We start from the raw sequence: 21788 nt of genomic DNA, 5'->3' as shown, positions 1-21788 counted from the left end.
ACCGTCGGTCGGTCGATCGGCGAGGTTTCGACTCTGCCGGGTGCGGCCGGGGGATGTCGAGGCCCGGACGGGGTCAGCAGGTGCCGAAGTCCAGTGCCGGGGTGAGCACGCCCTCCAGCGCGAGCAGCCACTCCTTGGTCGCGCGGCCGCCGCCGAACCCGCCCAGCGCCCAGCCACCCGGCCCGGCCGCGAGCACCCGGTGACACGGCACGATCACCGGGATCGGGTTCGAGGCCATGATCGAGCCGACCCCCCGGGCCGCCGTGTGTCCCGCGCTGAACGCGCTGCTGCGGGCGGCGAGCTCACCGTAGGTGATGGTCTCGCCGTAGCCGACCCCGTCGTACAGCGTCTGCAGGACCGTGCGCTGGGTGCCGGAGGTCAGCCGCCAGTCCAGCGGAAGCGTGAACACCGTACGGGTGCCGGCCAGGTACTCGGCGAGCTGGCGGGCGACCGGATCGGTCCGCTGCGGGTCGTCGACGGGCGCCTCGCCGAGCCGGTCGACGACGGCGGCCGGCCGGGCCCGGTCGGCGCCGAAACCGACGGCGCAGACCCCGGCGTCGCTGACGGCCACGGTGAGCGCGCGGATCGGGGCCGGGGCCGGCACGGTCGTCCAGGCGAGGGTCACGCCGGCCATTGTGGCCCGCGCGGCCGACAGGCGTCCCGGTGGCGGCCGCGCGGACCGGTCGCTGAGCTCAGCATCGAACCCGTCCGGCGACCGACGGGACGATCGTGTTTGGGCCTCGCCCCCGGTGGGCATGAGGTTTCGCCCGGCGCGGGGCGATGACCGTCGCCGGCACCGGAGAACCACTCGCCGACGCGACCACACGCCGCCGTCACCTCCGGGCCCGCAGCCCGTTAGACCGGGCATCATCGCCGCTCCCCAGCGATGATCTCCTCGGGCGAGGCTTCTGATCGGCCCGCCCGGGGAGTGCAGGTCCGCGGACGAAGTCGGGACCCCGGCCCCCCGCCGGGGCCCTCGTGGTGGAGCCTGGTCCTGTGCTGGGGACCATCGCGCCGTTCGGCCTGACGCTGCTGATCGCAGCGGGGGTGGTGGTGCTCGCGCTGCTCTCCAACCGGATCAGCGCCCGGCTACGCATCCCTGCTCCGGCCATCTTCCTGGTCGGTGCCGCGGCGGCGTCGGACCTCATCCCGTCGCTGCGGACGATCTCGATCGAGACGATCGAGCAGATCGTGACCGTGGCGCTGGTCGTCATCCTGTTCGACGGCGGCATGGACATCGGGGCCCGGAAGCTACGGCTCGCGCTCGGCCCGGTCCTCGCCATCGGGGTGCTCGGCACGTTCCTCACCGCGGGCGCGACGGCGGTGCTCGCCCACGTGTTGTTCGGGTTCCCGTGGCTGATCGCGCTGCTGCTCGGCACCGCGCTGGCCCCCACCGACCCTGCGGTGGTGTTCTCGGTGCTGGGCAACCGCGAGGTCCAGGGCCGGGCCGGGGTCATCATCGAGGGCGAGTCCGGCGCCAACGACCCGGTCGGCATCGCGCTGCTCGTCAGCCTGCTCACCGTCCGGCCGGAGAACGGCTTCGGCAGCGCGGTTCTCGGCGTGCTCGGCGAGTTCATGCTGCAGATGGCCGTCGGCGCGGCGGTCGGGGTCGCCGGGGGCTGGCTGCTGCTGCAGCTGATGCGCCGCTTCGCGCTGCCCAGCGAGGGCCTCTATCCGCTGCGCACGCTCGCGATCTCCATCGCGCTCTACGGTGCGGCGACCGCCCTGCACGGCTCCGGTTTCCTCGCGGTCTTCCTCGCGGGCATCCTCATCGGCGATGCGGCCGCACCGTTCAAAGGGGAGATCGAGCGCTTCCACGCCTCATTGGCCAGCCTGGCCGAGATCATCGCGTTCGTCCTGCTCGGGTTGACGGTCTCGCTGAGCGACCTGATCACCACGAACGCCTGGCTGATCGGGTTGGTCCTGGCCGCGCTGCTGACGTTCGTGGTGCGCCCGCTGGTGCTCGGCCCGCTGTTGATGGCCGCGCGATTGAAACCGGGTGAGCGGATCTTCGTGCTGTGGTGCGGCCTCAAGGGCGCCGTCCCGATCCTGCTGGGCACCTACATCCTGGCCACCGGTTCGGCCCGGGACGTGCTCGTCTACGAGATCATCTTCGCGGTGGTGTTGTTCTCCGTCGTCGTCCAGGGCGCGCTGGTGCCGACCGTCGCCGACCGGTGCGGGGTGCGGATGCGCCGGGTGGAGCCGCGTCCCTGGGCGCTGGGGGTCCGGCTGCGCAACGAGCCCGACGGGGCCCGCCGCTACCGCATCGTTCCCGGCGCCCCGGCCGACGGCCGCTCGGTGCGCGACCTGCACCTCGGCCACGACATCTGGATCAGCCTCGTCGTGCGCGACGGCCATCCGGTGCAGGTCCGGGGGGACACCAGACTGCGCGCGGGGGACGAGGTGCTGGTACTCGTCGACCCGGAGGCCACGCGCGATCCCGCACCGCTGTTCACCCGGTCCGGCAGCTGACCGCAGCGGTGCTACTCGGACCCGACTCCGGTCCCGATCGGGCAGCTCACGCCCGTACCTACGACTGTGCAACTATGTGACCTGTGACGCGCGCTGCGATCTACTGCCGCATCTCTCAAGATCGTGAGGGTGCCGGACTGGGCGTGACCAGGCAAGAAGCCGACTGCCGGGCTGTCTGCGAGAGGCGCGGCTGGACGGTCGTAGAGGTCTACACCGACAACGACGTCAGCGCGTACTCCGGCAAGCCTCGCCCGAGTTGGTCGCAGTTGATCGCCGACGTGCAGGCCGGGCAGCTCGACGCCGTGGTCGGTTGGCACGTCGACCGGCTGACGCGCTCGCCGCGCGAACTGGAAGACGTCATCGACATGGCCGACAAGTACGGCCTCGAACTCGCCACCGTCACGGGAGAGGTCGACCTGTCGACGCCGACGGGCCGTCTCGTCGCCCGGATGCTCGGCGCTGCCGCCCGTCACGAGGCCGAGCACAAAGCCGAACGACAGAAGCGACAGCGACGTCAGTCGGCAGAAGCTGGTCGCGTGTCGGGTGGAGGCATGCGTCCGTTCGGCTACGCCGACGACCGGATGACCATCGTCGAGGAGGAGGCGGCAGTCATCCGGGAGTGCGCGGCGCGCGTGCTTGCCGGTGAGGCACTGTCGAGCATCTGTCGGGACCTCGCAGCCCGCGGCGTGGTCGGGACCGGAGGAAAGGGCTGGAAGGCAACCACCCTGCGGACCATGCTCATGTCCGCGCGCATCTCCGGGCGCCGTGAGCACAAGCCGCGGAGTGCGGGTGAGCGCAAGCGCCCGGGCCCTGGGGAGATCGTGGCCACGGCCGTGTGGCCCGCCATCATTTCGCCGGAGGATTCCGACCGGCTGCGAGCGCTGCTCGGCGACGCGCAACGCCGAACCCGACAGCCAGGCACCGGCCGGGCCTACCTCCTGTCCGGCATCCTCCGCTGCGGCCTGTGCGGCGGCGGACTGATCGGCCGGCCGAAGTCCGGGACACCGCGCTACGTCTGCCCGAACACGCCCGGAGGGCCAACCTGCGGGAAGATCGCGACGGTCGCCGGCCCGACAGACCAGTACGTTCGCGACGTGGTGCTTACGGCGCTCGACTCCCCCGCGCTGGTCGAACGCCTCCGCGCCCAACGGGGTGACTCGGATGGCCTTGACGAGCAGATTCGCGACGACGAGCAGCGTCTGGACGACCTCGCGGCGGCGTGGGCGACCGGCGAGATCAGCCGCAGGGAGTGGATGACGGCCCGTACGGTGATCGAGCAGCGACTCGACGCTGCGCGCGCCCGGCTCGCTCGAGTCGACCGGGGCGCGACTCTGCGAACCTTCGTCGGCGCTGCCTCGAACATGGCCGAGCGGTGGGAACGGCTGAACATCTCCCAGCGGCGGGCGATCATCGGCGCCGTGCTGCGGTCGGTCACCGTGCACCCGGCGAATCCACGCGTGAAGTGGGACGTGACCCGCTTCGAGCCGGAGTGGATCGCCTAGCCCTCCTGTTTCAGCTGATCTGAGCGGGGGACGGCTGAAACAGTGGGGAGTGACAGCAGGTCGAGTGTGTCACTCACCTGTCACTCCGCATCTCCGCAGGTCAGCGGTGCTGGAGTTACAGAGTGACAGAGATTTGTGGGGAGGACTCACCGCGCCCGCCTACGCGGCGGCGCCCCGCAGCTCGTCTCGCGCGCTCATGGCTGCCCGCGAGTTCGCAAACCGCTCGTTATCGAGATGCACATCGAGTTCCGACACGCGGCGCCGAATCCAGGAAATCTGACGCTCCGGCGGTAGCGCGAGAATCGGACGCACGGCATCCATTGCACCTTCGATCTCGCCGAGTTTAAGACGCGCCGTCGCCATGTAGACGTGCGCTAGGGCCTCGTCGTCGAGCGAACGGAACTGCTCGCCCTCGTGTTCCCATAGAGCGATCGCCTCTTCCGAGTCGTGCGCGGCTCGCCGCAAAGCCCCCTCGTCGTCGAGCCACATCAGGCTGGATCCGGCGTAATACAGCTGCTTCGCGTGGCTAAAGGTGAAGAGGCCATTCACGGTATCCACCCCGGCATGATCCCGTGAGTCGAGAGCGGCGTCGAGCAACCGTTGCGCAGCCACCGAGTCACCACTGTTGGCAGCGCACTGTGCCGCGCCACAAAGAAGTCGAATAGCCGACGTGCCCGACCCGGCGTACTTCATGCCGTCTTCAATAAAGCGCGCAGCCTTGCGATAATCCTTCTGAAAACGGGCAATCAGGGACTCTGTCCCACGGACCCACGCGCGTAGCTCGTCATCAGCGGCAAGATCGGACAGGCGCCACGCGGTGCGCGCGTGCGTCGCGGCAGCATCTGCATCGCCAAGATCGAGCGCGGCGTAGCTCAGAATGCCGGATGCCCTGCTCGCGGCCACGTAAAGATCAGTAACTTCGTGCGGCCGTGCCGCACCTTCCCGGATGCGCCGGATGACTTCATGCCGCAGCTTGAGACCTTGTTCCAACATTGGCGCAGCCGGCGAGCTGAGATACGCAACGCTTAACGACGCAATACTGTCATTCAGTTCGTCGACGTCGACAGCATCGGGCGCCGTCGCGAGAAGGATCTCGTCGGAATCCTTCACCGAAGCAAGAATGAGCGACTTCATCCGCTTCTGCTCGTCGCGCTCTGCCTGGCCGAGATCCCACGACCGCAACAGTCGCCCGTCCGCATTTAAAGCATTATCAGCACGCTCGACCCATGACCTATCCGGCCATCGAGCACCCGACGCAACGTTGCTGATCCATCCGCGCGTCGCGAGTGTCGGTCGTTCGAGTTCACGATAGGAAAGCCCGCTGTCCTCGCGGAGCTGCTTGAACAGTGCTGCGAATGCGTTCTGCCCGTCCCGCGTGCTCGTCACCGGTTCCCAGCCACCCCCACTGCGCCGTCTCCAACTTACGCCGACCGTCGTTGGAGACACTTGTCCACTTCACCGGGGCCACATCTGCCCCGAATCTCGAAGCATGCCAATCATGCTGGCCTCACGGGGTCGAATCACTCGAACCGACTGGCCGTGTAGCTCTGTCGCTCAGATCGGCCAACGCGCGGTCGACCTCGGCCAGCGCACGACGCGCACGCTCGACCTGGCGGTGAAGAACGGCCAACTCGTCGCGACTGATGGTCACGCTCGCTACCTGCTTGCCATCGTCACTGCGCTCGGCGACGAACGCGCCGGCGCTCTTGCGGACGGTCACGCGACCGTCCGCAGCCAGCAGCCGCATCGCGGCCTGTGCAGTGTTCACCGCAATGTCGTGCTCGCGAGCGAGCGCCCGGTACGACGGAAGCCGGTCGCCGGGCCTGTACCGGCCAGCGTCTATGTCCGTCCTGAGCGCCTCCGCCAGACGCTGGCTGGCGTGGCGAGTGGCCTCGTCGTCCTCGGCGGCATCCATACATCCCACCCTAGCGACCGTCTTGAGACAGCGGTTGACCTTGAGACAGATTCCCCTTACCGTCTCAACTCGCGCAGCCGTATTAAGACGGTTGTCGTTCGCAGGGAAGGGATCCGATGAAGTCGCACGCTGATTCGGCCGCGCTGGCTGACTGCATCACGCCGCTGGACGAGGAGGACCGGGCCGCGCTGGAGCGGTACTGGGACCAGGTCATCGAGGAGGTGTGGTCGGCGGTGCCATTGCGGCCGGGGTCGCCCGTGGTGTCGCTGACGGAGCTGGATGAACGGCGGGAGCGGCGTGAGGCGCGTCGGGCCATGGCTCGGATCGCTGCCGCGGGCCGTGTTGCGCAGGTGTACGCGCTGACGCAGGTGGCGGATCCGCTGGCCGAAGAAGCCGCGTGAAGCGTCGGCCGGCCGCCTCGACCATCTCGGACGTCGGGACAGGCGAATACACGACCGATCTGGAGCGCCGGACCGGCGGGTTCCTCCGCCAAGACGTCCCCGCCCGGCCAGCTCTCCCCCACCACGACACGACCGGTGAGCACGCCAGCAGTGAGGAGAACGCGATGGTAGAGCCCGCGGGCGAACCGGACCGCGCGGTTGCGGTGGCGGTCGACGTGGTCGGCCCCGGCAAGGGCCTGGTCACCTGCGGGGCCGGGGAGTTCTCCGGCACGGTGATCCGCGACCGCGAGCGCCGGTCGGGCTACCTGGTCGAGACTGAGTGGGGCGACGTGATCGGCCGGGCCCGCTCCTATCGCCACGGCGCGGCGCGACTGGCCCGACATCACGGCCTGGTCGCCGACCCGATCGAGGTCGAGTTCGAGACCGACGACCCCTGGGGTGCACGATGAGCGCCCGCGGCCTGTACCCGGCAAGCATGGCGGCCGGCGCGACCGCGCCGGAGTCGAGCCGGGTGGTGCGATTGGCCGCCGAGGCCGCCGACGCCGCCCAGGTTCGGACGCTGACCACGCATCCGGATGTGATCGCTCTGCGGGTGGAGCGGGTGCGGGCCCAGGTGGACCGGTTGCTGTGGGCGGGGATCGTGCTGGGGCTGGCATTCACCGCGGTCAACGTCCAGACCTTCGCCGCCGCGGGGGCGCCGGCCTACTCGTTGGCGTGGTGGGTGGCGTGGCTGCTTGATCCGATGGTGTCGCTCGTACTGCTGGCGGTGCTGCGCGCGGAGCAGGTCACCGCCCGCTACCAGGTTTCTCTCAACGCCTGGGCGCGGCGGACGAAGTGGCTCACGTTCGCCGCCACCTACGTGATGAACACCTGGACGTCGTGGGGGCTGGCCGAGGGCAAGCCGTTCTCCGCCGCCGGGGTGGTGCTGCACTCGGTGCCGCCGCTGGTGGTGTTCTTCACCGCCGAGACCGGCCCCGGCCTGCGCGACCGGCTGACCGAGGCGGTGCACCGGGCGCTGACCGAGCGTGCCCCCGAGCAGGTCATGAACGGGGTTCATGAGCCCGTTCACAAACCCGGGCCGCGGTCCGCGGCCGACGATGCGCAGCCGACCCGGCCGGCCCGGGCCGCACGGCGCCCCGCCCGGCGCGCCCCGACACCGCGCACCCTGTTGGCCGACTACGTGACCGCGGCCCGTGTGGCGCTCGACGATGCCCGCGCAGCCGGCGAGTCGGTGGACGCCACCCCGGCGTGGTGCCGCCGGGTGACCGGCTGTTCGGCCGGCACCTCGGTGAAGGTCGCCGCTGCTCTGCGCGCCGCCGACCCCGCCCCGGCCGTCGCGCCGGTGTCCATCCCGCCCGCTGTCGAGCCCGGAAGGGCGGCTGCGTGATGCCCACGACCGTGACTGGCAACCCCGACCCGGCCGACCGGGACGACGTCGAGATCGAGCAGGAGACCGCGATGCGCGAGCAGGAGCGCCGGCGCCGGCCCGACGAGGGCCGGGTGATCGAGTTCCCGCATCGGCCCACCCCGGCCGGAACCGAGGTCGCGCCGCTGGTGATCGACGCCGAGCTCGTCGACGACCAGGCCGGCGACGAGCCGGCCCGGCCGGGGACGGCGCTGCGCCGGGCCGGCACCGTGGCGCGCCGGCAGACGGTGCACGTCATCACCACCGCCCACACGCTGGCCACCCACGACCGCACCAAGGCAGCCACGCGGGGAGTCGCCCGGCATATGTGGTTCCCGATCGCCGGCGCCGGGGTGGTGTGGAGCCGGTGGCGCGACGCGCACGGCGCATCGCGGTACGAGCGGATGATGCGCCAGGCCGAGCTGGTCGGAGACCGCGAGGTACTGCTGGAGTGGGAGACCCGCGATGTCGCGGAGAAGCAGCGTCGCCACGACCGCGTCATGGACTGGGTGCGCTCACCGATCCAGTTCGTGAAGGCCTTCGCCGTCGGTCTGGTGGCCTTCACCGGCCTGTTGTTGCTGCTGGGCGTAGTGCTCGCGATCGGCAACGACGACCTCTCGTGGGTGCTGGGGCCGATCCGTGGGGTGATCTCGGCGATCGCGTTCACGGCATGGTTCATCAGCGTCTACGGCGCCACGATGCTGCTGCTGGCCACCGTCGGCGGGATCGTTTGCCTGTGGGCGATCGGCCGGGCCCGCACCGAGCCCCCGGCCTGGGCCGCCCCGGTGCAGCCGGACACGACGGTGCGGGATGTGGTGCCGGATGAGGGGGCGATCCTGGCCGCGCTACGGAACCTCAACCTGCCGCCGCTGACCCGGAAGTTCAAGGAGGGCTGGCAGCCCCGGTGGGTGCTGGGCACCGGGCGGGACGGCAAGGGCTGGCGAACCCAACTGGAGCTGCCCGCCGGCGTCACCGTGGAGATGATCAACGACCGACGGGCGGTGCTGGCGCACAACCTGGTGCGCCTGCCGGTGGAGGTGTGGCCCACCGAGCCCAAGCGCCAACCCGGGGTGCTGGACCTGTGGGTGGCCGACCAGGGGCTGCTGACCGGGCCGGTGGACCCCTATCCGCTGCTCACCGAGGGCACGGCCGACTACTTCACCGGGGTGCCCGTCGGGATCGACCAGCGCGGCAGCGTGGTCACCGGCAAGCTCATGGCGTCGAACTACGGCGCCGCCGGGGCAATGGGTTCGGGCAAGACCTCGCTGGTGGTCAACCTGCTGCTCGGGGCCATGCTGGATCCGCTGGTGGACATCGAGGTCTACGTGATGGCGTTCAACGTCGACTACGACCCCATGACCCGCCGCCTGGCCAGGCTGGTCAAGGGCGACGAGGACGAGCACATCGCCGCCGCGATCGGCGCGCTGCGCAACCTGCGCACCGAGGTCACCGAGCGCGGGAAGATCCTCGCCGAACTCGGCGGGGAGGAAACCAAGCTCACGCGGGAACTCGCCGAGCGCGACCCGCGGATGCGGCCCAAGGTCGTGGTGTTCGACGAGTGCCAGGAGCTGTTCCGCCACGAGCAGTTCGGCGAGGAGGCCAAGCAGCTCGCGATCAAGGTGATGATGAAGGCGCGCAAGTGCGGCATCACCCTGGTCTTTGTCACCCCCGCGCCGTCGGCGGACTCGCTGCCGCGGGACCTGGCCAAGACGGTGTCGCACCGGGTGTGCTTCGCCATCGGCGACCACCAGGGCAACGACGCGATCCTCGGCACCGGCGCGCACAAGGCCGGGATCACCGCCACCAATCTCGTCCCCGGCGAGGACGTAGGCACCGCCATGGCGTCGGGGTTCGGACCCCGGCCCGGGCTGCTGCGCACGTTCTACATCCGCCGGGAGAAGGGCATCGACGAGATCACCCCGATCGTCGAGCGCGCCCTGGCGATGCGCGACGAGGCCGGCATCACCACCACGGCGCCGATGGTGGCCGAGGAGCCGGCCGGTCCGGACCCACTCACGGACATCGCCGCCGTGATCCGCGAGGCGGGCGCGGAGCGGATGCGCACCCAAGAGGTGCTGTCCCGGCTCGCCGGCCGCGACCGGGGCGCCTACGGGCGGTGGACGTTCGGCGACCTGCGCGACGCGCTGCCCGACGGCGCCAAGCCGTACAAGACCGGCGGCTGGCAGCAGGTCGCGCTGTCTCGGGTCGTCGAGGCCATCGCCGACCGCACCACCGGTTCGGACACGGACAGTGACGACGACTGGGAGCCCGGCGAGGGAGCCCAGTGAGGGAGGGGCCGGGGAGGAAGGGAGTTCTCCCTCACCTCCTCCCCGGCCCCACCTCCCCAAGCTGACCAGGAGAGATCACCGCAAGGGAGGCGAGGGACCCACCCCCGTCCGACCAGCACAAATACGGCTGTAACCGGGGATCGAGGCATCGTCCGCGCCTCCCTCCCCTGGTCCTCCACACCCGCCGTCGATCACTCAGAGTTATCGAACGGAGACCGTCCGGCATGAGCACTGGCCCCGAGAATCCCACCAGCTTGACCGACGTCGCCCTCGCCGCTGCCGCGCGCGGCTGGCCCGTGTTTCCGCTCGCGCCGGCCGGGAAGCGGCCCGCACTGCACGGTGCCGATCGCTGTCCGGGCACCGGGCCCTGCGCCGGCGGACACGCCGGGTGGGAGCAGCGCGCCACCACCGACCCCGACCGCATCGCCCGCGCCTGGACGGCCGGGTCGTTCAACGTCGGCATCGCCTGCGGCCCGGCTGGGCTGGTCGTGATCGACCTCGACCGCCCTGACCCGGGCCACCCCGCCGACATCGCGCCCGAACTGTGGGCCGCCCGCGGCGTGATCGACGGGGCCGGCGCGCTGGCCTGGGTCGCCGCCGAAGCAGGCGAGCAGGTGCCCGCCACGCGGACAGTCATCACGCCCTCGGGCGGACGCCACCTGTACTTCCGCACCCCGGCCGGGCCGGCGGCACCGGCGCTGCGCAACACCCAAGGCGACCGCGGACGCGGGCTGGGGTGGAAAGTCGACACCCGCGCGCACGGCGGCTACGTCGTCGCCCCGGGCAGCCGCACCCCCGCCGGGACATACCGGCTGGTCGACGACCGCGACCCGGCCGCGTTGCCCGGATGGCTCGCCCGACGCCTGGCGCCGCCGCCGCTTCCGCCCGCCCCAACCGGATCAATCCGCACTGCCGCGGGCCGGGTCGGTCGCTATCTGCACGCCGCGATCACAGCTGAAACAGCACGGGTGCACGACGCCCCGGCCGGGCAGCGCAACGCCTGTCTGTACGTCGCCGCGGTCGCGCTTGGGCAGCTCGTCGCCGGTGGCGCCCTGCCAGAGCCGGATGCGCGCGCGGTGCTGCTGTCGGCCGCGGGCCGGCATCTCGCGCTCGGCGCCTACAGCCCCCGCCAGGCCGAACAGACCATCGCTTCCGGCCTGCGCGCCGGAGCGAAACGACCGCGCACGATCACTGACCCCGCGGGAGCCGCCGCATGACCACCAACCCGCACCCCCAGCCCCTGAAGAGGCCGGACCGTCACCCTGCCCTCGACCCGAACGGGCAGCACAACGGCTCTGAGGGCGCCGTGAACGGTCCTGCACGGCGCCCTCGACGCGGAGGGCTCGAAGCCGTGGCCGCACCTGCGCGCACGGCATGGGACGCACAGGAGCTGATGGGCATGGACTTCCCCGACCCGCGGTGGGCGGTGCCCGGCATCGTCTGCGAGGGCGTGACTCTGTTCGCCGGCCCCCCGAAGGTCGGCAAATCCTGGCTCGCACTCGGGCTCGGCCTGGACATCGCAGCCGGACGGCCGGCGCTCGGCTGCCTGCCCGTCGAGCAAGGTCCGGTGCTCTACCTCGCACTGGAGGACACCCCGCGCCGGCTGCAATCCCGCATCCGCACCGTGCTCGCCGGCCGTCCCGCCCCGGCCGGGCTGACCTTGTCGATCGCCTGCCCGCCGATCCCGGCCGGAGGCGATGCTGTGCTCGTGGACTGGCTCGACGCCCACCCCGACGCCCGGCTCGTCGTCATCGACGTGTTCGCCAAGGTCCGCGGCACCCCACCCCCCGGCGTCGCCGCCTATGACGCCGACTACGCCGCCATGACCCGGATCAAGCGGATCGCCGACCACTACGGCGTGGCCATGCTGCTCGTCCACCACGTGCGCAAGGCCGCCGCCGACGACTTCCTCGCGACCGTCTCCGGCACCAACGGACTCGCCGGCGCCGCCGACGCCGTCCTCGTCCTCGAACGCGCCCGCGCCCAAGCAGACGGGGTCCTCCACGTCACCGGCCGCGACGTCGATGAAACCGACTACGCCCTCTCGTTCGACCCCACGGCAGGCGCGTGGCGGACGCTCGACGGCCCAGCCAGCGACTACCTACTGCGCGACACCCGATCCCTCGTGCTCCGGTACGTGCGCGACTACCCCGGCCAGCGCCCAAAGGAGATCGCCGAAGCGCTCCAGCTCGACGCGGCAACCGTTCGCCAGACCTGCCGCCGCATGGCCACCGACGGACAGATCAGAGCCACCCCGGCCGGGGCCTACCACCCGGCCGACAGTGACACCGGTGACACGAGTGACACCCCCGCAGCGCGCCCCCTGTCACTGCTGTCACAGCGTCACTCAAGCCCGCCTGACCAGGACGAACACATCTCCACCGAGCCGGAGGCCGAGTGACAACCGCGCCGCGCACCAACGGCGCACTCCCGTGTCACACCGTCACTACACCGCCATTGACCAGCGCAAACACCAGTGACAACGCGAGTGACAACCGAGTGACAGTCACTGACCGCGGGGAGAGTGGACGCATGAGCAGACCGGCCGTTCGGCGCAGCTCAGCACGCACCGTTCACGCGGCCGGTCCGGACGACCTGGTGCGCGAGATCGTCCGGACGTCCCGACTCGCTCAGGGCCTGCCGCCGGTCGTGGAGGACCCGGCAGCGCTCATGCGCGTCGTTGCCGTATTCGGCCTGGTCGACGACTCGACAGACGCCCTGCCGCGGATCAACCCTTCGGGCCGGGCAGCGTGACACCTGGAAGGTCACTTAGACAAACACCCGTGCCGCCGATGCCGCAGTACCCGTTCGGCACCTTGGCCAGGTACTGCTGGTGGTAGTGCTCGGCCCAGTAGAAGTGCCGCAGCGGAGCGATCTCCGTGGTGATCTCGCCGTGGTGGGCGGCGCGCAGGGCGTCGCCATAGGTCTTCGCGGTCGACTCGGCGAGCTCGCGCTGGGCGTCGTCGACGTAGTAGACCGCCGAGCGATACTGGGTGCCGCGGTCGTCGCCCTGGCGCATGCCCTGCGTCGGGTCGTGCCCCTCCCAGAACACCTTCAGCAGCGTCTCGTAGCTCACGTGCGCGGGGTCGAACACCACGAGGACGACCTCCGTGTGCCCGGTCAGCCCGGAACAGACCTCCTCGTAGGTGGGGTTCTCGGTGAACCCGCCCGCGTACCCGACCGCGGTCGAGTGGACGCCGGGGGTCTGCCAGAAGATCCGCTCGGCGCCCCAGAAACAGCCCATGCCGAACACGGCCGTGGCCAGGCCCTCGGGGAACGGCGGCAGGATGCGGTTGCCGTTGACGAAGTGCTGCTCCGGCACCGCCAGCGGGGTCGGCCGCCCGGGCAGCGCCCGCTCCGCGGTGACCATCTGCGTCTTGTCGGGTCCGAACAGAGCCATGCGCTCAGGCTACGCCGCCGGCGCCGGCCGCCCCCCGGATCAGACCTGGCCCGGGGCCGGGTCGGGCAGCGCCGCCGGGTTCGCCTGGTCCGCGGGTTCTTCCGGGTGCGGTAGCTCGGGCGCCTCCGGCCCCGGGTCCGCAGGCCCGGGCGTGCGGGCTCGCTCGTCGATGGCGTCGGCCATCAGGATCAGGTCGCCCATCGCGAACGAGCCGCCCGGGTTGAACGAGGGGTTCACGGTGAAGTAGGAGGTCCGGTCCAGGGCCATCAGCCCGAGGATCACCTCGGCCACGATGCGCCCGCCGACCGGGCCCAGCCTCGTGCCGCCGAGCAGCTCGGCCTCCTTCAGGATGTAGAACCAGAGCGGCGCCTTGCCCTTCCACCCGGGCTCGGTGAGCCCCAGCTGGGCGTTGGTCACCGGCCTGATGCCCATCGCGGCGGCCACGTCCTGGCCGGCCGGCAGCCCGAGTCGCTTGCCGCGCAGCAGGTTGCGCTCGGCCAGCGCGACGATCGCGTCGGCCGTCGGCGCCACCACCGTCGGCGGCAGCGTCGCCAGTGGCAGCGACAGCTGGGTGTCGATCAGCCGGGCCATGTTGCGGTCGTCGGGGGTGTGCATGCCGGGGATCTCGAAGAAGTAGTTCCAGTCGATCCACATGTTCTCCGGGATCGACCGCGAACCGCGCAGGTCCTCGTACCCCTCCTGGCCGAAGATCGGCACGGTGTGCCCGTCCTGGATCTCGTACTCGGCGCGGATCATGCTGTGCCCGAAGCGATACGCGGCTCCGGAGTACTCCACCGGCATGTAGGGCCGGTTCGGGTTGCGCGGCTGGTAGAGCCGGCCGGTGTACTGGATGGGGCCATTGCCGCGCCTGCGCAGCAGCCCGTCCACCATCTCCCGGCCGGCGATCCGCACCAGGAAGTCGTTCACGATCAGCCACTGGTAGTGCCAGCGGACGAGCTGCTGGGCCTGCTCGAAGGTCTTGCCCTGGTCGCGGTACTTGTTGTGCAGCCGGAGGAAGACGACGTGCAACTGCGCGACGATGAGGTTCTCGTCGTTGCGCGGGTCGCCCAGGTAGGCCGCGCCCACGTCGTCGCGGGGCAGGTCGTGGACGCCGTCGTGGAACTCGACCAGGAGATATCCCGGCCTCGCCGGGTCGTAGAGCTCCGGGTTGGCGGTCGGCCCGCCGCCGTAGACGCTACCGAGGTCGAACTTCGGCGTGTCGTAGTTGGTCATCCCCCGCGGGTCCTGGCGCTGCTGCGTGAGCGGGGTCTTGTCGCGGGTCATGTCGTGGTCGATGAACTGGCCGAAGTAGATGTAGCCGGCCGGCATGCTCGCGTTGTCGAACTCGGTGTCGCTGTCCTTGACGTCGGTCAGCGGCTTCTTGCCGTCGTTCATCCGCAGGGCCAGCGCGGACAGCAGCGCATCCGGCGGGTTGAACGCCGGCAGCCGCTTGAACATGACGCCGAAACGGGCCTCCTTGTCGCGCCCGGCACGCACCGCGATGTCACTGCCCCGCGGATCGCCGATGCCGTGCCCGCCCTTGAGCGCACGCGGGCGGGCACGGCGGGGCGCCGGCTGGGCGGGCGCCGCAGCGCCGGCCGGGCCGGGTGCCGCGGCGGCGGGGGCGCCGACACCGGCGAGGACGGGCAGCGCAGCCAGCCCGGCCGCACCGGCGAGCACCCGCCGCCGCGACATCCCCGTCTCGATGCCGCCGCCGAACGGACATCCGCTGTTGGTCTGTGTGCTCCGTCCTCGCATGACCCTCGTGTTCTCTCGCTCCGCCGGGAGCCGATCGCCCCGGACCTCGAGAGGAGCTTGGAGGCCCGGACGGGGGAACGACAGACACGACCAAGGGGAGTAACGGCCCCGCAAACGGGGGGTGGGATCAGTGCGCGGCGGCGGCCCCGACCCCGCTGCGGGTGTCCGCGGCGGCGCGCAGCAGCCCGTCGCCCGGGCCCCGCCCGACCGCGCACAGCCGCCCGAGCGCCCACGGCCCCGCGTCGGTGACGACGTGCCCGCGCGCGGCCAGGGCGGCCAGCGTGTCAGCGCCCAGCCTGGACTCGACCACCAGCCCGCCGGGCTGCCAGCCGCGCGGCGCGAACGACGCGGGGAAGGCCGTGGAGTGCCAGGCCGGGGCGTCGATCGCGGCCTGCAGGTCCAGCCCACCGACGGTGTGCGCGAGCCAGAAGCACAGCTGCCACTGGTCCTGCTGGTCCCCGCCCGGGGTGCCGAACGCGATCCGCGGCTCGCCGTCGCGCAGCCCCAGCGACGGGCTGAGCGTGGTCCGCGGGCGCCGTCCCGGGACGAGCGAGGCGGGCAGGCCGTCCTCCAGCCAGAACATCTGGGCCCGGGTGCCCAGGCAGAATCCCAGCGCCGGGATCGTCGGCGAGGACTGCAGCCAGCCCCCGGACGGCGTCGCAGAGATCATGTTCCCGGCCGCGTCCACGACGTCGACGTGCACGGTGTCGCCGCGCACGGCCCCGATCCGGCTCACCGTCGGCTCCCCCAGGCCCGGCGCACTCACCCCGTCGCCGCGCGGGGCGCCCGAATGGGCGGCGTAGCCGGCCAGGCGCGGTTCGCGCCCGTCCGGGGAGCCCGGCCGCAACTCCAGCGACGCGGTGTCGCCGATCAGCGCCCGGCGCTGCGCCGCGTAGGCCTCCGACACCAGCGTCTCCAGCGGAACCCGCGCGGCGGGATCGAGGCTGTCGCCGTACCAGGCCTCCCGATCGGCGAACGCGAGCTTGGCCGCCTCCGCGGCCAGATGCACCGTGTCGGCGGTGGCCACGCCATCGGGGTAGGACAGCTCCGCCCCGCGCAGCAGCTGCAGGGTCTGCGGCAGCACGGGCCCCTGCGACCAGGCTCCGCACTTGGCCACGGTCCAGCCGTCGCCGGTGTCGACCAGCAGTGCGTCCTCGTACGACGCCGACCAGCCGGCCAGGTCGTCGGCGGTGAGCAGCCCGGCGTGGTCGCGGCCGCTCTCGTCACGGACCGGGGTGCGGCAGAACGCGGCGATCTCCTCGGCCACGAAACCGCGGCACCAGGCGTCGCGGGCGGCGTCGATCTGCGCTTCCCGGGTCGGGCCGACGGCGGCGTCGAGCAACCTGCGCCAGGTGGCTGCGAGCGCGGGCAGCCGCATGGTGTCGCCCGGGGCCGGCACCCGCCCGTCGGGCAGCCATTGCGCGGCCGAGGTGGGCCAGTGCGTGCGGAAGTGGTCGGCGACCGTGGCGATCGTCGGCGGGACCCGCGGCACCAGCGGGAACCCGCCGCTCGCGTAGCCGATGGCGGGCTCGAGCACCTCGGCCAGGGTGAGCGTGCCGTGGTCGCGCAGCAGGGTCAGCCAGCCGTCCCAGGCGCCGGGCACGGTCGCGGCCAGCAGGCCAGTGCCGGGCACGATCTCCAGCCCCAGCTCGTCGCGCAGGTGCGCGGTGGTGGCGGCGGCCGGTGCGACCCCCTGCCCGCACAGCACCCGCGGAGTCGGGTCGCCGGCGGTGACGAACACCGCGGGCACCTCGCCACCGGGCCCGCACAGGTGCGGCTCGACGACCTGCAGCACGAACCCGGCCGCGACCGCGGCGTCGAACGCATTGCCGCCGCGGGCGAGGACCGCCATCGCGGTGGAGGTGCCGAGGTAGTGGGTGCTGGACGCCGCGCCGTGCCGGCCCTGCTGTTCATGCTTCCGGGGAGCCACGGTGCCACTCTGGCAAACCGTGCCGCGCTGCGCTGCCCGGCCGCCGATCGACGGTCTCCCGGAAACGGCGACTCAGTCTCCCGAAAGTGCCGACTCGCGGTACCGGAAGTGCCGACTCGCGGGTCAGCGGCGGCCGACACCGATCCAGGAGAACCCGGCCCGGCGCAGCACGTCCGGGTCGAGCAGGTTGCGGGTGTCGACGACGACGCGCTGGGCCACCAGCCCGGCGAGCGCGCTCCAGTCCAGCGTGCGGAACTCCGGCCACTCGGTGAGCACCACGAGCACGGCGGCGTCCTTGGCCGCGAGCGCCGGGTCGTCCACCACGGTGACGGCGTCGGTCACCCCGGGCACGGCGACCGGACAACCCGGGTCGTAGGCCATCAGCTCGGCGCCCTCGGCGCGCAGCATCGCGGCGACGTCGAGCGCCGGCGAGTCGCGCAAGTCGTCGGTGCCGGCCTTGAACGTGAGCCCGAGCAGCCCGATCCGGGTGCCGTCGAGCGTGCCGACCGCGTCGCGGACCTTGTCGACCATCAGCTCGCGCTGCCGGTTGTTCGTCGCGATGCTCGCGCTCACCAGCGGCAGCTCCCGGCCCGCGGCCGCGGCGACCTGCACCATCGCGTTGGTGTCCTTCGGCAGGCAGGACCCGCCCCAGCCGGGCCCGGGCGACAGGAACGCCTGACCGATCCGGCGGTCGTAGCCCATGCCCTCCGTCACGTCCGCGACATCGGCGCCGAGCAGGTCGCACAGCTCGGCCAGCGCGTTCACATAGGACAGCTTCATGGCGAGGAACGCGTTCGCCGCGTACTTGACCATCTCCGCGCTGGCCGCGTCGGTGAGCACCGCCGGGGCGCCCAGCCGGGAGTACAGCGCCGCGACCCGCTCGGCGGCGTCCTGCTGGTCGCTGCCGACGACGATCCGGTCGGGGTTGAGGAAGTCGTGCACCGCGCTGCCCTCGCGCAGGAACTCCGGGTTGCTCACGACGGCGACGTCGCGCCGGTTGAGCAGCTTGCGGGTGGCCTCCGCGGTGCCCACCGGCACGGTCGACTTGTTGACCACGACGCACCCGCTGGGCAACAGGTGCCGGACCTCCCCCGCGACGGCCTGCACCGCGGTCAGGTCGGCCGCGCCGCCGGCACCCATCGGCGTCGGCACGCACAGGAAGACGACCTCGACCGGTGGCGCATCCGGGCGGGCGACCGCCTCCCGCGCACCGACGACGAACTCCAGGCGGCCGGCTGCCATGCCCTCCACCACCAGCTCGGTGAGCCCCGGCTCGAGGATGCCGACCTCCCCCGCACGCAGCCGGTCGACCTTGGCGGCGTCGATGTCGGCGCACACCACGTGGTGTCCCAGCGAAGCCAGACACGCGCCGGTGGTCAGGCCGACATAGCCGGAACCGATGACGGCGATACGTCGAGCGAACAAGGGCGGCACCTCTCCCGAATGGGGCACGACCGGACATCGGTCATACTCCGTCTACCCGGTGACCGCCTCCTGGACACGCGGCTGCGGGCCGGTGAAGCGGAGTGGAGGATCGCGCCTACCGCCGGCTACAGCTCGCCGGCCAGCGGCACCTCGGCGATCGCCGGCGAGGACATCCACTCGCGCAGCGCCCGGGTGGCCGCGACGTCGTCGGCGTTGTACTCCAGCAACCGCCGCCGCTGCTCGGGATCGGGCGGCGCGCCGTCCATCCCGACGGCGTCGCGGTACCAGCGCATCGAGTTCTCGCCGCCGGCCTCCGGGTCGCGCCAGCTGAACCCGGCAGCCGGCGCGATGCGCTTGAGCCCCTTGCCGTGCGCGCACAGGAACCACTCGCTGACCACGGCGAACAGGTCCACCCAGGACGGTGCACCGATGAACGACTCGACCTCGCCCACCGTCGGGACCCCCGGCCGCCCGGCGAAGCGCCGTGCCGACGCGAGCAGCCAGCGGTTCTCCGCCTGTTCGTTGTAGCAGTACGCCGCGAAGCTGCGCCCGCTCGCCGCCGCGGCCGCCCGGACCCCGGAGAGCCACGTCCAGAACTCGCCGAACGAGCGGCCCTCGTCCTCGGTGGGCACCGGCTCCCAGGTGGCGAATGCGCGGTAGCCCTCCGGCTCGTCGCCGGGCCGGGCGCCGCCGGGGAACGTGAGCAACGCCCCCCACAGGTAGGCCCCGGCCTCGCCGAAGCTCTCCATGTCCACATCGACCTCGACGTCGGCGCGCGGCACCGCGATCCGCGGCACCCGCCGCGCCACCGACAGCCCGCGCTGCCAGGCCCGGGCCAGCGCGACCGTGTCGGCGAAGGGCATCCCGGGCAGCGGCACCGGCGGCTCCACCGCCGGGTCGAGCGCGGCGAGCGCGGCGACCGTCCCCACCCCGGCCGCGCGCAGCACGACGGCCGCCTCCCCGCGCACGACCAGGCTGACGTCCTCGGAGCGGGTCAGCTCGGTCTCGCAGGTCGGCCACCACGGGCAGCGGCGGCACTCGGTGATCCGCGACGGCCGGGCCAGGGCGGGCGCCCCGGTGGCAGCCGCGGTGGCCACCGCGATCCGGTCGGCGAACCGCACGTCGTACTCGGCCAGCGTGCTCCGCCCGCCCGGCCAGTGCCCGGCCAGCAGGTCGTGCCAGACGACGACATCGGCGTCCATGCCGATCACACCGCCCAGGCAGCTGCCCTCGGGCTCCTCGTCGGCAGCCCAGCCGGCCGCCCCCAGCATCCGCGTCAGGTGCGCCAGTCGCAGCAGGTCGCGCGGCTGGGAGCGGATCTTGCGGTCCGGATCGACGGCGCCACGGTCCGGCCACGGCTCGAGCAGCGGGGTGGTGACCGCGCCGGAGCCCGGATCGGTGACCCGGTGCCGGACCACGATCACCGGCACGTAGCCGCCGCCCGGGAGACGGACGAGCAGCTCGGCGCTGCCGCGCCGGCCGGCCGCGTCGTCGAGCGGCAGCACCGCACCCCAGATCAACCGGGCCCCCGCCGCCACCGCCTCCGCGGTCGCCGCCGCTCGCCGGTGCGCCGGGCCCTCGGCCGGCACCGCGACCCAGGCCTCACCGGTGGCCGCGGCCAGCCGCGCGCCGATCTCCGCCCGGTGCGCCGCCGCGTCGGCCCGGCGCTGCTCGAGCGACGGGTCGGGCAGCGCACGTGGCACCTCGGCCGAGGCCGGGTCGTGATCCAGATGCACCCGCCGGCGGCAGCGCGTCACCGCCGAGGCGTCGAGCGACACCCCGGCCACGCCGGCTGAGTTGTCCACGCCGTTCACTACCGCCGTCACACGCCCGAGGGTAGAGACCGGCTCCGACAACCTCTGCGCCTGCCACCGGGACAGCCGGGCTCTAAGCTGCCCGCAACCTCGGCGCGCGGGGGGCGAGGAGGACGGGAATGGGGCTGCGAGGACGTTCCAGCAGATCCAGACGATCCGGTGGGTCCGGCCGCGTCGGTTCCGACGCTGTGACGATGATCGACGCGGTGGCCGGCGAGAACGGCGGCGGTCCCCCGCCGAAGGCCGGCCGGAGGGCGCGCAGGAAAGCCGCGAAAGCCGCGAAGGAGACCGCGGAGGCCGAGCGGCAGGCCGGCCGGAAGCGCACGAAGAAGGCCGAGAAGAAGGCGAAGGCGCACCAGGTGGAAGAGGCCCCCAAGGCAGCCAAGGGCGACCGCGACGGTCTGACGCCGGCGCGGGCAAAGCGGATGATCGGCGTGGGCAAGGTCGTCGCTCCGCTGCTGGCGCCGTACGCGCTGGCCGCCGCCGGGGTCGCCCGTGCGCAGTGGGACACCTACCGCGCGCGCAAGCTCGGAGTCGCCCCCGACCAGCTGGCCGCCTACTCCGGCCGCGGTGGAGCGCTGCACGCCCGGCTGTCCCGGGTCGCCGAGGCGCTCACCGAGCTTGACTCCGGCGACGAGGTGCACGCGACCGGTGCGGCCCGCCGGTTCGCTCTCGACACCCGGCCCCGGCTGGCCGATCTCGCGGTGGCCGTCCGGGCCGCGGAGCAGATGCCGAGCCCGCGCCGGCGCACCGCCTTCCGGGCCATCTCCGGCGAGCTCGACCAGATCGAGACCCAGCTGCTCACCCACCTGGGCGTCCGCACCTAGCACCCGGGCCCCTCAGTTTGGGCCCCCACATCGGCTTGGTCGGCCCCGTGTGCACCGATTACCGTTTCGGCCCATGAGGCGCTCGACCGGACAATCCGGTACCGGCATGCGCCCGGCCCGGGGAGTCCATGCCGGCACCGTCGCGGTGATGAGCACGATCCTGACCGCCGTCGGGCACGCGGCCGCCGGTGGCGCCCTGCCGCACCTTCACCTGCTGCTCGTGCTGTTCCCGCTGTTCGTCCTGCTCACGGTCGCGCTGGCCGATGTGTGCCGCGCCGTCCCCGGGCTGCTGGCCACGCTGGGCGGCGGCCAGCTCGGGATGCACGTGGTCATGCAGGTGCTCGGCGACGCGCACGCCGCCGAGCGGATGGTCGGCCCGATGGTCAGCACCCCGGGGATGCTCGCGATGCACGTCGTGGCCACGCTGGCCACCGCGTGGATGATCCGCGACGCCGATCACGTCCTGCTCGCCCTGTTCGCCGCGCTCGTCCGCGTCCTGCCACGGCGGCTCACCCCGCCGCCGGCCGACCGCCCGCTGCCGACGCTGCCCGTCCCGGCGGCCGCCGTCGCGATGCGCACCGCCCGGGCGGCGATCTCCGGACTCGCCCGGCGGGGTCCTCCGGTGTGGGCCTGACCCGGCCCACCCCTTCC

18 protein-coding genes are annotated in these 21788 nt (G+C 72.3%); 10 read left to right on the top strand and 8 right to left on the bottom strand.

Annotated features, from left to right (window positions below; translation table 11 throughout):
- Positions 1–73 precede the first annotated feature (73 nt).
- A complete protein-coding gene (locus tag HF526_RS27695) occupies positions 74–625 on the bottom strand; it encodes a methylated-DNA--[protein]-cysteine S-methyltransferase (protein ID WP_420821662.1) in 552 nt (183 codons plus the stop codon).
- 371 nt (positions 626–996) lie between these two features.
- On the opposite strand from HF526_RS27695, the gene HF526_RS27690 reads away from it, so the two are divergent.
- On the top strand, positions 997–2472 hold the full coding sequence (locus HF526_RS27690; RefSeq protein ID WP_338051798.1) for a potassium/proton antiporter: 1476 nt from the start codon (positions 997–999) through the stop codon (positions 2470–2472).
- A gap of 83 nt (positions 2473–2555) precedes the next feature.
- The gene (locus HF526_RS37115) at positions 2556–3974 is read left to right on the top strand and encodes a recombinase family protein (protein ID WP_169384518.1); all 1419 of its coding nucleotides are present in this window, start codon (positions 2556–2558) and stop codon (positions 3972–3974) included.
- Positions 3975–4133: 159 nt separating this feature from the next.
- Here the strand turns inward: HF526_RS37115 and HF526_RS27680 are convergent, their stop codons facing one another.
- Positions 4134–5360, bottom strand: a complete 1227-nt coding sequence (locus HF526_RS27680; RefSeq protein WP_169384517.1) for an NsdA family TPR-like regulatory protein — start codon at positions 5358–5360, stop codon at positions 4134–4136.
- Positions 5361–5481: 121 nt separating this feature from the next.
- Positions 5482–5889, bottom strand: coding sequence for a GntR family transcriptional regulator (locus HF526_RS27675; protein WP_169384516.1), 408 nt, complete (start codon positions 5887–5889; stop codon positions 5482–5484).
- A 116-nt stretch (positions 5890–6005) separates the two neighbouring features.
- On the opposite strand from HF526_RS27675, the gene HF526_RS27670 reads away from it, so the two are divergent.
- The 6 genes from HF526_RS27670 to HF526_RS27645 all read left to right on the top strand — a co-directional run bounded on the left by HF526_RS27670 (position 6006) and on the right by HF526_RS27645 (position 12384).
- The gene (locus HF526_RS27670) at positions 6006–6290 is read left to right on the top strand and encodes a hypothetical protein (protein WP_169384515.1); all 285 of its coding nucleotides are present in this window, start codon (positions 6006–6008) and stop codon (positions 6288–6290) included.
- Positions 6291–6454: 164 nt separating this feature from the next.
- The gene (locus HF526_RS27665) at positions 6455–6739 is read left to right on the top strand and encodes a hypothetical protein (protein WP_169384514.1); all 285 of its coding nucleotides are present in this window, start codon (positions 6455–6457) and stop codon (positions 6737–6739) included.
- The gene (locus HF526_RS27660) at positions 6736–7677 is read left to right on the top strand and encodes a hypothetical protein (protein WP_420821661.1); all 942 of its coding nucleotides are present in this window, start codon (positions 6736–6738) and stop codon (positions 7675–7677) included. The genes HF526_RS27665 and HF526_RS27660 overlap by 4 nt, the downstream gene beginning before the upstream one ends.
- 11 nt (positions 7678–7688) lie before the next feature.
- Entirely contained in the window at positions 7689–9983 is a 2295-nt protein-coding gene (locus tag HF526_RS27655; protein WP_338051796.1) for a zonular occludens toxin domain-containing protein, read from the top strand.
- A 224-nt stretch (positions 9984–10207) separates the two neighbouring features.
- Complete coding sequence (locus HF526_RS27650) at positions 10208–11200, top strand: bifunctional DNA primase/polymerase (RefSeq protein ID WP_169384513.1); 993 nt, start codon at positions 10208–10210, stop codon at positions 11198–11200.
- A 134-nt stretch (positions 11201–11334) separates the two neighbouring features.
- Positions 11335–12384: an AAA family ATPase gene (locus HF526_RS27645; protein ID WP_338051795.1), complete on the top strand. Its 1050-nt coding sequence runs from the start codon at positions 11335–11337 to the stop codon at positions 12382–12384.
- Positions 12385–12711: 327 nt separating this feature from the next.
- Here HF526_RS27645 and msrA read toward each other — a convergent pair whose 3' ends face one another.
- The 5 genes from msrA to HF526_RS27620 all read right to left on the bottom strand — a co-directional run bounded on the left by msrA (position 12712) and on the right by HF526_RS27620 (position 20322).
- Complete coding sequence (gene msrA, locus HF526_RS27640) at positions 12712–13383, bottom strand: peptide-methionine (S)-S-oxide reductase MsrA (RefSeq protein WP_169384511.1); 672 nt, start codon at positions 13381–13383, stop codon at positions 12712–12714.
- A gap of 39 nt (positions 13384–13422) precedes the next feature.
- Positions 13423–15078 (bottom strand): peroxidase family protein, encoded by a 1656-nt coding sequence (locus tag HF526_RS27635; protein WP_211177886.1) that lies wholly within the window; start codon positions 15076–15078, stop codon positions 13423–13425.
- Positions 15079–15268: 190 nt separating this feature from the next.
- The gene (locus tag HF526_RS27630; protein ID WP_420821660.1) at positions 15269–17071 is read right to left on the bottom strand and encodes a gamma-glutamyltransferase family protein; all 1803 of its coding nucleotides are present in this window, start codon (positions 17069–17071) and stop codon (positions 15269–15271) included.
- Positions 17072–17194: 123 nt separating this feature from the next.
- Positions 17195–18496, bottom strand: a complete 1302-nt coding sequence (locus HF526_RS27625; protein WP_169384509.1) for a UDP-glucose dehydrogenase family protein — start codon at positions 18494–18496, stop codon at positions 17195–17197.
- 125 nt (positions 18497–18621) lie between these two features.
- A complete protein-coding gene (locus HF526_RS27620; protein ID WP_338051794.1) occupies positions 18622–20322 on the bottom strand; it encodes a TM0106 family RecB-like putative nuclease in 1701 nt (566 codons plus the stop codon).
- Positions 20323–20504: 182 nt separating this feature from the next.
- On the opposite strand from HF526_RS27620, the gene HF526_RS27615 reads away from it, so the two are divergent.
- Positions 20505–21137 carry a DUF6474 family protein gene (locus HF526_RS27615; protein WP_239029231.1) on the top strand — a complete coding sequence of 211 codons (633 nt, stop codon included), beginning with the start codon at positions 20505–20507 and terminating at the stop codon, positions 21135–21137.
- Positions 21138–21285: 148 nt separating this feature from the next.
- Complete coding sequence (locus tag HF526_RS27610) at positions 21286–21771, top strand: hypothetical protein (protein ID WP_169384508.1); 486 nt, start codon at positions 21286–21288, stop codon at positions 21769–21771.
- Positions 21772–21788 lie beyond the last annotated feature (17 nt).

The organism is Pseudonocardia acidicola (genome assembly GCF_012911935.1).
GTDB classification, from domain to species: Bacteria; Actinomycetota; Actinomycetes; order Mycobacteriales; family Pseudonocardiaceae; genus Pseudonocardia; species Pseudonocardia acidicola.
Note: the sequence above shows the minus strand (reverse complement) of the source record. Positions and strands in the feature narration are given on the sequence as shown.

Coding starts and splice junctions, on each gene's coding strand:
- HF526_RS27660 (WP_420821661.1), top strand. CDS start 6,736: ATGAGCGCCCGCGGCCTGTACCCGGCAAGCATGGCGGCCGGCGCGACC.
- msrA (WP_169384511.1), bottom strand. CDS start 13,383: ATGGCTCTGTTCGGACCCGACAAGACGCAGATGGTCACCGCGGAGCGG.
- HF526_RS27635 (WP_211177886.1), bottom strand. CDS start 15,078: ATGTCGCGGCGGCGGGTGCTCGCCGGTGCGGCCGGGCTGGCTGCGCTG.
- HF526_RS27670 (WP_169384515.1), top strand. CDS start 6,006: ATGAAGTCGCACGCTGATTCGGCCGCGCTGGCTGACTGCATCACGCCG.
- HF526_RS27665 (WP_169384514.1), top strand. CDS start 6,455: ATGGTAGAGCCCGCGGGCGAACCGGACCGCGCGGTTGCGGTGGCGGTC.
- HF526_RS27615 (WP_239029231.1), top strand. CDS start 20,505: ATGATCGACGCGGTGGCCGGCGAGAACGGCGGCGGTCCCCCGCCGAAG.
- HF526_RS27610 (WP_169384508.1), top strand. CDS start 21,286: ATGAGCACGATCCTGACCGCCGTCGGGCACGCGGCCGCCGGTGGCGCC.
- HF526_RS27675 (WP_169384516.1), bottom strand. CDS start 5,889: ATGGATGCCGCCGAGGACGACGAGGCCACTCGCCACGCCAGCCAGCGT.
- HF526_RS27650 (WP_169384513.1), top strand. CDS start 10,208: ATGAGCACTGGCCCCGAGAATCCCACCAGCTTGACCGACGTCGCCCTC.